The organism is Neorhizobium sp. P1_A6 (genome assembly GCF_056406795.1).
In genome coordinates this window covers 490,830-503,696 of the sequence record NZ_JBFTZM010000002.1, presented here as the reverse complement: position 1 = coordinate 503,696, position 12,867 = coordinate 490,830, and the positions used below count along the sequence as shown (strand labels likewise).

Here is a 12,867-nt window from a genome sequence, read left to right as displayed (position 1 = left end):
GTCTTCCCCAGGGGGCGGCCAACACTTACGCAACCAAAATCGTCGCTGCACTACAAGCTGGCAGCGCGAATTGTCGACCGCTGGCGATCAATTGCCAGGCTGCGGGCTACCCTCGATAGGGCATCAAGCCGAATCCCGGCATCTGGGTTTGCGAATGCAGCATCGAGCGTGTTGGCATATCCATCAAACCTCGACAGTTCCTGGTCGAAAACAGCGGCCTCGACCGGTTCGGCATAATATGTTTCGGCGACTTCCTGCGCCGCGAGACCGAGCATGAAATAGCCGACCACGCGATCCGGATCGTCGATGGCGGCTTGCCCGGCGGCCACCGCCGCGGCGCGATAGGCGCGCACCGCATTGCCCTTCTGGCGGATGATGTCTGTGATGTTGGAGAACATGGGAGCAGTTTCCTTCGCTGGTTGGCCGCCGACTGACGTTTCGTGGGGATTGCCGAGGAACTCATAGAGGATGGCTGTGGCGATTTCGAAATCGCCGATCTCCATCGCCTCCTGCGGATTGTGCGATCCGTTGCGGTTGCGGATGAAGATCATGCCCGACGGAATGCCGGCCGCGGAAAAGACCGCGGCGTCATGCCCACCGCCGGACGGGATCAACGTCGGCTGCACGCCGAGGGCTTGCGCCGCCTCGGTCAGTCGGGCGATCAGCGGTTGGCTGCTGAGGGCCGGACTGGTCCACAGCGCCTGGCCGAGATCGAAGCGGACGGCGCGTTCGTTCTCGATACGCGTCACGTGCTGGAGGACGAGTGCGTGCATTGCCTCCAGCATATCGCGGTCCTGGCTGCGAACGTCGAGGCTGAACTCGACGCTGTCGGGAATGCGGGAGAGGGCATGCTTCTGCTGATCGGTTGAGACCATGCCGCTGGTAACGACGAGGTCGCGGCCCTTGGCGACGAAATCATGCCAGGCGGCGTCAAGCACGTTCAGGAACTCCGCCATTGCGAGCACCGGGTCGTGCCGATAGGCAAGGGGAACCGCGCCGGAATGGCCGGCTTCGCCGAAACAGGAGATTTTCTTGAAGCGGAAATTACCGCGAATGCCGGAAACGACCGCCGCCGGCACATTGCGCTCGATAAGGACAGGCCCCTGTTCGATATGCACCTCGACATAAGCCTTGACCGCCGAGCGATCCAGGAGGGGCTTGCCGGCCCGGATCGGCGCCATGTCGATGCCGACCGCTTCCATGTGTTCATCGAGTGTGCGGCCGTCGCTTTTGTGGCGAGCGGAAAGTTCATCCTGCGAGAGCACGCCGAGCAGCGCCTTCGAGCCGATGTAACATGGGCCGAACCAGGCGCTCTCCTCGCCGCGCATGGCGATGACCTTTACCGGTTCGGGGAAACGGCCGCCTTCGCGCTTTGCCCGGACGAGACAAAGCAGCCCGGCCAGCACGCCGGCAAGCCCGTCGAAATTGCCGCCGCTGGGGACGCTGTCGACATGCGAGCCGACGAGGACATAGTGCTCGGCCCCTGCATGTTGGGGCAGCGAGAAGACGAGGTTGCGACCGGCATCCCATTCCGTCACGAGCCCTTCCGAATGGGCGAAGTCGACCAGGAAATCCTGCGTTTCCGTCTCAACTTTGGAAAAGGCCGGACGGCTCACGCCCTCGACATCTGCTGTACGCTTGGCGATCTCGGCAAACAGCCGGGCGGCGGTACCGGCGAAGTCAAAGCATGTGGGTCTTTCGAGAACGGCGGCATTCATCACGCATACTCCGCAAGGGTAATGGCTTCGTCGGCGGTGTCGACCGAACCGATCAGGGCGTCGACGGAGGTGAGGCCGCGTTCTTCAAGTTCCTGTTCGAGTTCGCCGATGAGGCGGGGCATGGTCGTGGGACTGATGAACGTGGCGGTGCCCACCTGTACCGCGCGGGCGCCGGCGATCAGGTATTCCAGCACGTCGTCCACCGTCGAGATGCCGCCGCAGCCGATGACCGGGATGGAAACTGCCCGGGCACATTGATAGGTCATGCGCAACGTAATGGGCTTCAGAGCCGGACCGGAAAGTCCGCCCATGACATTGCCGAGGCGCACGCGGCCGGTGGCGCTGTCGATCGCCATGGCAAGCATCGTGTTGGCGGTGACGAGTGCGTCGGCGCCGGCCGCCTCGGCCGCCTGCGCGACTTCCACCACCTCGCCGGTATTGGGCGAAAGTTTTGCCCAGAGGGGAAGGTCGGTAGCGGAGCGCATCTTGCGGATCACGTCGCCGGTCGGGCCCGGCCGCATTGCGAAGGCTTTGCCGTGATCCTCGACGTTAGGGCAGGAAATGTTGACTTCGATCGCCGCAACGCCCGGCACGCTGACCTCTTCGGCGAAACGCGCGAATTCGTCGGCGGAATTGGCGGATATGCTGATCACCAACGGCGCATCGTAGTCAGCATAAAACGGCACGGTGTTCTGCAGAAACCATTCCGCGCCCTTGCTGGGGATGCCGATCGAATTCAGCATGGCGCCGTTCACCTCGCAGACCCGCGGCACCGGATTGCCGGCGCGCTTGCCTTGGGTAATGGTCTTCGTCACATGTGCCCCCAGGCAATCGAGATCGAAGACTTCGGCCAGTTCCTCGGAGAAGGTGCCGGAGGCCGGCATGATCGGGTTCTTGAGCACGAGCGCGCCGATCCGGGTGGTGAGGTCGGCCATTACAGCACCTCCTGAAGATCGAAGACCGGTCCCTCGCGGCAAACCCGGAGATTCACCGCGCCGTCCTCGCGCCGAAATGGTCGCACGCAGGCCTGGCACATGCCGATGCCGCAGGCCATGTGCTGTTCGAGCGCCACTTGTCCACCGATGCCGTGGCGGGCGCCGATCTCCTGCAGCATGCGCATCAGCCGCGCCGAGCCGCAGGTGAAGAAAGCGTCAATACCGCGGCTGCGGATCAGGCCCTCGATCAGGGGCGTCAGGCTTTCGGTATCCGAATTGCCTTCAGTATCCGTCACGGTGATGACCTCCGCGCCGAAGGAGCGGAAGAGGTCGGTCGACATCAGCAGATCGGGCGCGCGGGCGCTGCAGATCGCCGTCAGCGGCAGTCTGAGGCGAGCACATTCCTGCGCCAGCGGGGCGAGCGTCGCAAGCCCGACGCCACGGGCGATGAGCAGCGGGCGGCGCCATTCTGGGCGGATCTCGAACCCTTGGCCGAGCGGACCGACGATGTTCAGGACATCGCCGGTTTCGAGGCCGGCCAGAGCGCCGGTGCCTTCGCCTGCGACCTTGTAGAGGAACGTAAGCTCGCCCTTTTCGCGATTGCAGGAATAGATGCTCATCGGCCGGCGCAGATAAGGATGAAACCGATCCGTCTGCGGGCAGAGCAGATGAAAGAACTGCCCCGGCTGGCAATCCAGCACTGAACACGGCGCGGAAAGCGTAAGAAGGCGATATTGGCCGTTTACCCATTCATGCGCTTTGACCCGGCAGTCTACCTCATTGACGGAGTGACGCACGGGAGCGGCGGTGGGAGCGGAATCGGAGACGACGCAAAGGCTTGCTGGCATGGCGGTGTCCGGAATCAAGAAAAATAATGCCCTCGGCGGATGGACCGCCGATCGGATCGGAATGTCGGTGGGAGGCGTCGTCGGGCTTCAGCACATTGCCCTGACCGTCGCACGGGGTCGTTCGCTTTAGATCAGCGTCGGAGAAGGTGGTGGTCGGACGTCATAGGGTGCTCCCTGCGTTCGGGGTCCAAAAACAGAGCCTATTGTGGAAATGCGAAAGCTGTCAAGACGATTCTCAAAAATGAGAATTATCGCGTGAAGATTAACTACATTGCGATTATTCCAGTTTTTGTTTAAGGAGTCGAAGGTTTGGCAACAGGATGACGGGAGGAATCGCCTTGGACTTCGTGAGTTCCACAGAGGATGTCGGTCGTCGCCTTCGCGCGTTCCGGATGGGGGCGGGGTTTACCCCGGAGGAGCTCGCCGCCAAGGCCGGCGTTTCACGGGCTGCGATCTATCGCTACGAGTCCGGCAAGCCGCCGAAGGTCGACACGCTTGGCAAGATCGCCGACCTGCTTGGCGTCTCGCTGCCGACCCTGCTCGGCGTCGGCGTCGAGTATATTGCTTCTGCTGTCAGTTTTTTCGAGCGGATGCGTCAGCTTGAAGAGGATGTGGACCAGATCACCGTAATGTTCGGGCCGATTTCGTATCTACTGACGACCGACCGCTATGACGAGCTGCTGCCGACGGTACTCGATGAAAGCATTCCTCAGGACGTCAGTGACCGGAAGACGGCGATCCGGGAAATCGGACCTTTGATGGACATCCTGAAAGCTCGCAAGGAGACGTTTCGCAGGCGCAGCCCGAGCATTGTCAGCTTGGTTTCTGCCGCTGAACTGGAGGAGTTCGGTCGTGTCGGGTTCGTCGGCGCCCATGATCATCCGGGTGTCAGGCTGTCGGAACGGCAGGCCGCCGCCCGCGCCGAAATCGAGCATATCGTGCATATGCTGCGGGAGCAGCCGATCGGCGTTCAGATCGGCGTCGTGATCGATTCCATGCCGGGCGCAAGCTTCCAGATCTTCAAGCGGGCCGACAGGGCACAGGTGGCGGTCAGCCCCTTCCGGCTTGGTTCGTTCGCCAATATCCGCGTTGGCGTCGCCACCATTACTGCGGCCGCGGAGGCGGTTCAGCTCTATGGTGGCATTACCGACCAGCTCTGGCGGCGTAGCCTCAAAGGCGATCAGGCCGCCGATTTCATCGAGAAAACCGTCCTCAAGAGACAGGCTGCCGCCTGAGTTCTATCAGGACGCGAAACACAATTGCGGACGCAATTTTGATACAAATCTCATCTTTGAGATTTTTGTTGCACGCCTGAAAGTTTTGTGAAAGCTTGACGTCTTTCCGGGGCAGGCGGGCGGTCCAAGGGGATCTATCTCCTCGCGGATCAATTGTTTCCCCAGCAAGGCAGGGAGTTTTTGGGTGGCGCAATCGGAGCGGATGATCGATATCGCGGGTGTTCACAAGACATTCGTGGCTGACCATGGGACGGTGACGGCGCTGGAGCCTGTCAGCATCGCCATCAGGGAAGGCGAGTTCATCTCGATCGTCGGGCCGTCCGGCTGCGGCAAGTCCACGCTGCTGCGGCTGATTTCCGGCCTCGACCAGGCGACCGGCGGTTCGATCACGCTCGATGTCTCCGGCCGCAAGCGCCCCGTGGGGTTTGTCTTCCAGGAGCCCGTGCTGCTGCCGTGGAAGACCATTGTCGACAACGTCCGTTTCCCGCTCGATACAGCCGGCGTTGCCAGGGCTCAGGGCGACAAGACCGCCCTCGACCTGATCAAGATGGTGGGGCTCGCCGGTTTCGAAAAGGCGTTGCCGCGCCAGCTGTCCGGCGGCATGCGCCAGCGCGCGGCGATCGCCCGCGCGCTTTCCGACGATCCGCCGATCCTGCTGATGGACGAGCCCTTTTCTGCCGTCGATCTGATGACCCGCGACAATCTCAATGACGAACTGCTGCGCATCTGGCAGTCGACCGGCAAGACGATCCTGCTGGTCACCCACAGCGTCGACGAAGCCGCCTATCTGGCCGATCGGGTGATGGTCATGACGGCCCGTCCGGGCAAGCTGAAATGCGTCCACACTGTCGAGCTTGCTCGTCCTCGTGGTGAACAGACCAAGCTGGATCCGGCCTATCATGCGCTGGTCGCCCAGCTGCGCCGCGATCTGCGGACGCCGGCTGGAGAGGGGCATTGATGAACAGGCGCTTTTCCGCGGCGGTCGACTACACGCTGGCGCTTGCCGTGCTCCTGTTTGTCTGGTGGTTTGCCACGGGGCCGATGGGCCTGCCGACCTTTCTCCTGCCGTCGCCGCTGCGCACCTGGAACGCGCTGGTTACCATTGGGCTCAATGGCGACCTCTGGCGGCATCTCGGCTTCACGCTGCAGAACATCGTCCTTGGCCTGATCCTCGGCTGCATTGCCGGCATTGCGATCGCCTATGTCATGACCCGCTTTCCGAGGCTCGCTGTCTGGCTCGACGGGCCGCTGGTGATCCTGCAGACGGCGCCGAAGATCGCGCTTGCGCCGCTCTTCGTCGTCTGGTTCGGCTTCGGCGTGCTCTCCAAGATCATCCTGATCTTTTCGCTGGTCTTCTTTCCCGTCTTCGTCGGTGCGGTCGCCGGCTTCCGCACGCTCGATCCGAAGATGAAGGATCTTTCGAAGCTGCTCGGTCTCAGCGCCGTCCAGCGCTTTCGCCAGATCGAACTGCCGGCGGCAATGCCGGAGGTCTTCGTCGGTCTGAAGATCGGCGCGGTGCAGGCGCTGGTCGGTGCGGTTCTGGCGGAATGGATGTCCGGAAAGGTCGGGCTCGGTTACCTGATGACCTTCGCATCGGCCACTTACAAGACGCCGCTTCTGTTCGCAGCCGTCCTGATGACCGTTGCACTCGGCCTGGTCCTGCATGTCGCGCTGACCATTCTCGAACGCCGGCTTCTCTCCTGGAAGGGTGCGAAGAATGGCTAGGACCAGCGCCGCCTTTCCCTGGAAGAACGGCCGCCCGCCGCATCTACCTTGCGGTCCCGGCGACATTGCCGAAAACGTGCTGACGCCTGGTGATCCGGATCGCGTGGCGCTGCTCGCCGACATGCTGGAAGATGTGCAGGACTTCGGCCGCAAGCGCGAATTCGCCGTCATCACCGGCAGTTATGAAGGACGGCGGCTGACCATCTGTTCGACAGGCATCGGTGGCCCTTCGACCGAAATCGCCCTTGTGGAACTCGCCATGCTTGGCGCCAGGCGTGTCATCCGGATCGGTGGCATGTCAGCGCTCGTCGCGGAATACACCGTCGGCTCCTTCATCGCGGTCGACAGGGCGATCGGCGATACCGGCACTGCCATGACATATCGGGCAGCCGGAGGCGAAGCAAAGGCTTCACCGCAGATAACCCAAGGCCTCGTCGCCGCCGCGGCCGAGTTAGGACTGACCTGCCGGCCGGGCATGGTCGCTTCGACCGACAGCTACTATCTCGGCCAGGACCGCCGTTATCGTCCGCTCGACGATGGCGCCGATATCTCCGCCAATTTCATCGACCGCTTCCAGGCTCAAGGCGCCGTCGGCGTCGAGATGGAGAGCGAGATCACGCTGACGGTCGGCGGGGCGATCGGCCTCGAAACCGGCTGCCTACTTGGTGTCCACGGAAATCGCGCCACCGATGATTGGCTCGACGACTATGAGGCGACCCAGCGAAACCTTCTGCGCATTGCGGGAAGGGCATTTTCCTCCACAAAAATGGGAACTTAGGAGCCAACCATGATCCAGTTTCGCGTGACGACCGCGGCAAGCCTGCTCGCTCTTCTTACCTCGCCCTTCTTCGCGTCGATTGCTGCAGCGGCCGACAAGGTCGTGCTGCAGATCGATGGCGCAGCCGCCCCTTTCTACTCGCCGCTTTATGCCGGCGTCGACAAGGGCATTTTCGAGAAGAACGGCATCGAGGTCGAATTCATCTATGCTGCTGCCGCCGACATCCTGACGAACATCGCCGCCGGCAATGTCGATTTCGGTTTCCCGAACGGTGATGCGGTGGTCGCGGCTGCCGCCAACGGCCTGCCGGTCAAGGTGGTCCACACGACCTATCAGCGCGGCATCGGCGCGCTTCTGGCCAAGGAATCCAGTGGCATCAAGACCTACAAGGACCTGAAGGGCAAGAAGATCGCCGTTACCAGCCTTGCCAGCCCCAACTATCTTCAGCTCCAGGTCGGCCTCAAGCAGGCCGGCCTCAGCCTCGACGATGTCAGCGTCGAAGTTGTCGCGACCGGCGCCATCGTGCAGTCGCTTCAGGCCGGCCAGGTCGATGCGATCGTCTTCTCCGAGCTTCGCAAGTACAATCTCGAAGCCGACGGCACCAAGGTCACGATGATCCTGTCGAACGATTTCCTGCCGTCCTTCGGCAACGTCGTTGTCACCAGCTCGAAGAAGCTTTCGGCAAATCCGGATCTGGTGAAGCGCTTCACGACCGCCGTGACCCAGTCCTATGAATGGGTCATCGATGGTCATATCGGTGACGCGCTCGACATCTCGCTTGCCAAATACACGCCGACCTGGCCGAAAGACCAGAAGGCCATTCTGACGACCGCCTTCGAACAGACCTTCGTGCCGTCCGTCTGGCAGAGCGCGCTGACCAAGCAGAAGGGCCTGGGTGCCGCCGATCTGGCCGCCTGGCAGAAAAACGCCGATATCCTGGCGCAGTACAAGGTCATCGACAGCGCCCCCAAGGCGGCCGACTTCGTCGTCGATCCGTCGACGATCGGTAAGTAAACATGATTCTGCGTGGCATAGCGGGTTTGATCGCAACCCTCGTCCTGTGGACGGCGATCGTCGTCATCTTCAGGGTTCCGGCATTTCTTCTGCCGGGACCGCTTGAGGTGTTCGCCCGTCTGCTCTTCCTGTTCGAAAACGCCAAGCTTTTCCGGCATATCGGCGTTACGCTCACGGAGATTGTCGCAGGTTTCGTGATCGGGACGGCGGTCGGCATTCTTGCCGGAGTCGTCTTCGCGCGGCTTCCCCGGGTCGAACGCTTTGCCACGCCGCTCATCCTGCTGCTACAGACAGCACCGAAGATCGCGATCGCGCCCCTGCTGCTGTTGTGGCTGGGAATCGGGCCAACGCCCAAGATCGTACTGATCGCGATCGTCACCTTTTTCCCCGTCATGTCCGGCATGGTGACCGGTCTGCGTTACGGGGAAGGCAGTTTTCGCGATCTCGCCGCCGTACTGAAGCTCAGCCCCTGGCAGAGCTTCTGGCATATCGAGCTGCCGTCGGCGCTGCCGGCGGTGCTTGCCGGCATGGCGGTTGCAACGACGCTCGCGATGACCGCCGCCGTCATCGGCGAATTGATGGGCGCCAATGAGGGCATCGGCTATCTGCTGTCCTCCGGCCAGGAAAACAGCGATACTGCCGTCGTCATCGGCATGGTGCTCCTGCTGTCGCTGATCGGCTGGGCCTTCTACGAGGTTATCGAACTGATCCGCCGCCGTTCGCTCGGCCGGTTTCAACTGAGCTGACGGGTTAGGTCATGGCGCGCGTTTTCCTCTGTGTCCTCGATTCCGTCGGCTGCGGCGGCGCGCCGGATGCGGCCCGTTATGGGGATGAAGGCTCGAATACCTTGCTTCATATTGCCGAGGCCTGTGCCGCTGGGCATGCGGAAGAGGGGCGCAGCGGACCGCTGAGAGTTCCGAACCTCGACGCATTGGGATTGGGTGCCGCAATTCGGCTCGCATCGGGCAGGACGGCTCCCGGTCTCGGCGCTGCACCGATCGGTCGTTGGGGTGCGGCGGAGGAAATCTCTGCCGGCAAGGATACCCAGAGCGGCCATTGGGAACTCGCCGGCCTGCCGGTCATCCGTGACTGGCATTATTTTCCGCGCACGATACCGGCATTTCCAGATGATCTGATGGCCGAACTCGAAGCACGCTCCGGCATTTTCGGAACGCTTGCGAACTGCCATGCCTCGGGCACCGAAGTGCTCGACCACTTCGGTACCGAGCACATCGCAACCGGCAAGCCGATTGTCTACACCTCCGCCGACAGCGTCGTGCAGATCGCTGTCCATGAGGCCCATTTCGGTCTTGAGCGTCTGCTCGACCTTTGCCGCATCGCCGCCGAAATCTTTCATCCGCTGAATGTCGGCAGGATCATTGCCAGACCCTTCGTCGGCGAGGCGCCGGGTGCCTTTGTCCGCACCGCAAACCGCAGGGACTTCGCCATCGCCCCTCCGGACGGCACGATCTGCGACCGGGTTGTTGCCGCAGGCGGTGCGGTCCATGCGGTCGGCAAGATCGGCGACATCTTTGCCTACAAGAGCATTACCGACGTCTCCAAGGGCAGCGACGACATGGCGCTCTTCGACCATGTGCTTGGCTGGTGCTGCCGTGCCGAGCCGGGCGATCTGGTCTTTGCCAATTTCATCGAGTTCGACAGTCTCTGGGGCCATCGCCGCGACGTCTCGGGCTATGCCCGTGCGCTCGAAACCTTCGACGCTCGCCTGCCGGAACTCACACGGCGCCTGCGCAGCAATGATCTGCTGATTATCACCGCAGACCACGGCAACGACCCGACCTGGGCGGGCACCGATCACACCCGCGAGCGGGTGCCGGTGCTGGCGACCGGGCCGGGCATAAAACCCGCGGAGTTGGGTATCTGCGGGTTTGACCATGTGGCGGAGATGATCGCGGCGCATCTAGCACTGCCCAAAGGGGTTGACTAGCCGCCGATGCCGAAGGTGGCTCCCCGCGTCGCCCAGCCGGTCATGCGGCGTTCTATGAAGGCGAAGATCATATACATGAGGACGCCCATGAGCGCGATGACGACAAGGCCTGCAAACACAAGCGGGATCCGGAAATTGGCGGACGCCTGGGTCATCAGCGTTCCGATACCCCGGTTGGAAGCAAGCGTTTCCGAGATGACGGATCCGACAAATGCAAGCGTGATCGAGATCTTCAGCGACGCGAACAGGTAAGGCATGGAACGTGGAATGCCGACCTTGCGGACGATATCGAGTTGACTTGCGCCCAGCGAGCGCAAGACGTCACGCAGGTCGGTCTCGATTGTCGCGAGACCTGTCGCGACGTTTACCGCAATCGGGAAGAAGCTCAGCATGAACGCGGTGATCACGGCGGGTATGGTGCCTATGCCGAACCATACGACAAGGATGGGTACGATTGCCACCTTCGGCACCGAGTTGAAGCCGACGAGCAGCGGGTAAAGGCTCGTATAGGCGAGCCTGGACGATCCCACCAGCACACCGAGAACCGCGCCGAATCCCACCGCGACGGCGAAGCCGATGACCGTCGTCAGCAGCGTCTGGCTCGAATGAAACCAGATGATATAGGCGTTCTCGTAAAGGGCCGCCGCGATCATCGTCGGTGATGGCAGGACGAAAGGCGGGATATCAAAAGCTTTGCAGGCGAGCTCCCACAGGACAAGCAGAATAACCGGCAAAGCCACGGGACCGACACGTTCCAACATGCTCATCATGCCTTTCCTGCTGGTTTTGCGGGTGCGATTTCAATCGGCACTCTTTGCGAGCGGATATCCGAGCGCAGGTCCATGACGTTTGCGTTGAACGCGGGATCCAGGAAGGTCTGCTCGCCTCTCGGCCGGCTGAACGCCGACGTATCGACCGTCCGAACAACCCGGCCCGGCCTGTTGGACATCACATGAACGCTGTCTGCCAGATAAAGCGCCTCTCTGAGATCATGGGTCACCAGAATGGCGGTGAAACGCCGTTCCAGCCAGATCGCCTGCAGCACATCCCACAATTCCTCGCGCGTGAATGCATCGAGTGCACCGAAGGGCTCGTCGAGCATCAGCAGCCGCGGCTGGTGGATCAACGACCGGCAGAGAGACACGCGTTGCTGCATGCCGCCGGAAAGCTGCCACGGATAATGACTTGCGAAACTCTCCAGTCCCACGATCCGCAGAAGATCCATGGCCCGATCGACAAACTCCTGTTTTTTCGCACGGAACTGATGGCGCTCGGGACGAACGACTTCGAGAGGGAGCAGGACGTTTTCCAACGTCGTCCGCCAGGGCAAAAGATTGGGATTCTGAAACGCCATGCCGACGATGCTGACCGGGCCTGAGATTTCGTGCTGATCGACCACAACGGCGCCGGTGGTGGCGGGCATCAAGCCCGTCACCAATTTCATCAGCGAAGATTTCCCGCAGCCGGACGGTCCGACCACCGCCGCGAAGGACCCTTCTTCGACCTTCATATTGAGGCCTGATACGGCCGGCGTCTTGCCGTAGGAAAGGCTGACGTCAATCAATTCGACGAGGTTCTTCATCCGGGCCGCCAGAAATGTCGTTTCGGAACGATTTATGAGATGCTTGCTGGGAATTGCTTACTTCGGCGGCATCCGTTCAGCTGACGGCGGGAGGTATTCGGTCGTGTAGACCTTATCGGCAGCGGGTGCCGCGATCTTGTAGGCGTCGCTGTTCGTCTTGATCGTCAGCGCCATGCGGGCAGGATCTACGTAACCGAGACCATTCGTTTCGAACGAAGGGGATTTCAGAACACCCTTGTCCAACAGGAATTTCAGGCGTGCCGCCTCGAGTTTGACGTCATAGAGCGGTTCGATTTCCTTCATCGCCTGCATGCCGGCCTCCGGGTTTTTCAGGAGAGCGATGGTGCCGGCGATCGAGGCCTTGACGAAGCCCTTGATGACGTCCGGGTGCTTGGCAATATAGTTCGGGGTTGCAACCAGCGCGCTGCCATAAAGGTCGAGCCCATTGTCGGCATAACCGAGCACGGTGATGTCTTTTTCCGGTACGCCAGCCGAAATGAGGTTGAAGACAGACGTCGAGGAGAAGCCGGAGATCGCATCCACCTGGCCCTGCACCAGCATCGTCTCGCGTAGGTTCGGCGCGATGGTGACCCAGTTGATCGAGGCGGGGTCAATCTTGTTTGCCTGGGCAAACGCGCTGAACATCAGGCGGCTTGAATCGGCTTCCGGAGCGCCGATCTTCTTGCCGGCAAGGTCTGCCGGCGACTTGATGCCGCTTTTGGCCAAAGCAATGATCGAGTTGGGGGTCCTGTCGAACACCTGATAGAACGCAATCAGATACCGATCGGGATTTTCGGCATTGAACTTGATGAGCGAATTGATGTCGGTGAACCCGATGTCGTAGGCGCCCGCTGCGACTTTAACGATGGTATCGCCCGAGCCATAGCCCCGGTCCATGGTGACGTTCAGCCCATTGGTCGCGAAATCTTTGTTTTTAAGGGCAAGACCCCAGATGGCATGGTTCCCCTGCAGGGTCCAATCCAGCGAGAACTTCACCGGCGTCAGGTTCTGCGCGATACCGGAAACGGCGGAGCTGACCAGTGTCCCTGCGGCAAGCAGGATTGCTGCAATTGCTTTCATCATT

13 protein-coding genes are annotated in these 12,867 nt (G+C 61.5%); 7 read left to right on the top strand and 6 right to left on the bottom strand.

Annotation, left to right across the window (positions count from 1 at the left end):
• Positions 1 to 50: 50 nt before the first annotated feature.
• The 3 genes from AC1D3C_RS06510 to AC1D3C_RS06500 are packed head-to-tail and all read right to left on the bottom strand — an operon-like array spanning position 51 to position 3,501.
• On the bottom strand, positions 51 to 1,718 hold the full coding sequence (locus AC1D3C_RS06510; protein WP_477482301.1) for a hydantoinase/carbamoylase family amidase: 1,668 nt from the start codon (positions 1,716 to 1,718) through the stop codon (positions 51 to 53).
• The gene (locus tag AC1D3C_RS06505; protein ID WP_477482300.1) at positions 1,718 to 2,653 is read right to left on the bottom strand and encodes a dihydroorotate dehydrogenase; all 936 of its coding nucleotides are present in this window, start codon (positions 2,651 to 2,653) and stop codon (positions 1,718 to 1,720) included. Before AC1D3C_RS06505 ends, AC1D3C_RS06510 begins: the two co-directional genes overlap by 1 nt.
• Positions 2,653 to 3,501, bottom strand: a complete 849-nt coding sequence (locus AC1D3C_RS06500; RefSeq protein ID WP_477482299.1) for a dihydroorotate dehydrogenase electron transfer subunit — start codon at positions 3,499 to 3,501, stop codon at positions 2,653 to 2,655. The genes AC1D3C_RS06505 and AC1D3C_RS06500 overlap by 1 nt, the downstream gene beginning before the upstream one ends.
• Positions 3,502 to 3,848: 347 nt before the next feature.
• Here AC1D3C_RS06500 and AC1D3C_RS06495 point away from each other — a divergent pair, with 347 nt between their 5' ends.
• From AC1D3C_RS06495 to AC1D3C_RS06465, 7 genes are all read left to right on the top strand, one after another.
• Positions 3,849 to 4,736: a helix-turn-helix domain-containing protein gene (locus tag AC1D3C_RS06495; protein WP_477482298.1), complete on the top strand. Its 888-nt coding sequence runs from the start codon at positions 3,849 to 3,851 to the stop codon at positions 4,734 to 4,736.
• Positions 4,737 to 4,920: 184 nt separating this feature from the next.
• Complete coding sequence (locus tag AC1D3C_RS06490; protein WP_477482297.1) at positions 4,921 to 5,694, top strand: ABC transporter ATP-binding protein; 774 nt, start codon at positions 4,921 to 4,923, stop codon at positions 5,692 to 5,694.
• Positions 5,694 to 6,461: an ABC transporter permease gene (locus AC1D3C_RS06485; protein ID WP_477482296.1), complete on the top strand. Its 768-nt coding sequence runs from the start codon at positions 5,694 to 5,696 to the stop codon at positions 6,459 to 6,461. The genes AC1D3C_RS06490 and AC1D3C_RS06485 overlap by 1 nt, the downstream gene beginning before the upstream one ends.
• Positions 6,454 to 7,239 carry a nucleoside phosphorylase gene (locus tag AC1D3C_RS06480; RefSeq protein WP_477482295.1) on the top strand — a complete coding sequence of 262 codons (786 nt, stop codon included), beginning with the start codon at positions 6,454 to 6,456 and terminating at the stop codon, positions 7,237 to 7,239. The genes AC1D3C_RS06485 and AC1D3C_RS06480 overlap by 8 nt, the downstream gene beginning before the upstream one ends.
• Positions 7,240 to 7,248: 9 nt before the next feature.
• Complete coding sequence (locus AC1D3C_RS06475; RefSeq protein WP_477482294.1) at positions 7,249 to 8,253, top strand: ABC transporter substrate-binding protein; 1,005 nt, start codon at positions 7,249 to 7,251, stop codon at positions 8,251 to 8,253.
• 2 nt (positions 8,254 to 8,255) lie between these two features.
• Complete coding sequence (locus tag AC1D3C_RS06470; RefSeq protein WP_477482293.1) at positions 8,256 to 8,999, top strand: ABC transporter permease; 744 nt, start codon at positions 8,256 to 8,258, stop codon at positions 8,997 to 8,999.
• Positions 9,000 to 9,010: 11 nt separating this feature from the next.
• On the top strand, positions 9,011 to 10,201 hold the full coding sequence (locus AC1D3C_RS06465; protein WP_477482292.1) for a phosphopentomutase: 1,191 nt from the start codon (positions 9,011 to 9,013) through the stop codon (positions 10,199 to 10,201).
• Here AC1D3C_RS06465 and AC1D3C_RS06460 read toward each other — a convergent pair.
• The 3 genes from AC1D3C_RS06460 to AC1D3C_RS06450 are packed head-to-tail and all read right to left on the bottom strand — an operon-like array spanning position 10,198 to position 12,866.
• The gene (locus tag AC1D3C_RS06460; RefSeq protein ID WP_040124622.1) at positions 10,198 to 10,971 is read right to left on the bottom strand and encodes an ABC transporter permease; all 774 of its coding nucleotides are present in this window, start codon (positions 10,969 to 10,971) and stop codon (positions 10,198 to 10,200) included. The two genes, AC1D3C_RS06465 and AC1D3C_RS06460, sit on opposite strands and share 4 nt — an antisense overlap.
• Entirely contained in the window at positions 10,968 to 11,783 is an 816-nt protein-coding gene (locus AC1D3C_RS06455) for an ABC transporter ATP-binding protein (RefSeq protein WP_477482291.1), read from the bottom strand. The genes AC1D3C_RS06460 and AC1D3C_RS06455 overlap by 4 nt, the downstream gene beginning before the upstream one ends.
• 57 nt (positions 11,784 to 11,840) lie before the next feature.
• Complete coding sequence (locus AC1D3C_RS06450; RefSeq protein WP_477482290.1) at positions 11,841 to 12,866, bottom strand: ABC transporter substrate-binding protein; 1,026 nt, start codon at positions 12,864 to 12,866, stop codon at positions 11,841 to 11,843.
• Position 12,867 lies beyond the last annotated feature (1 nt).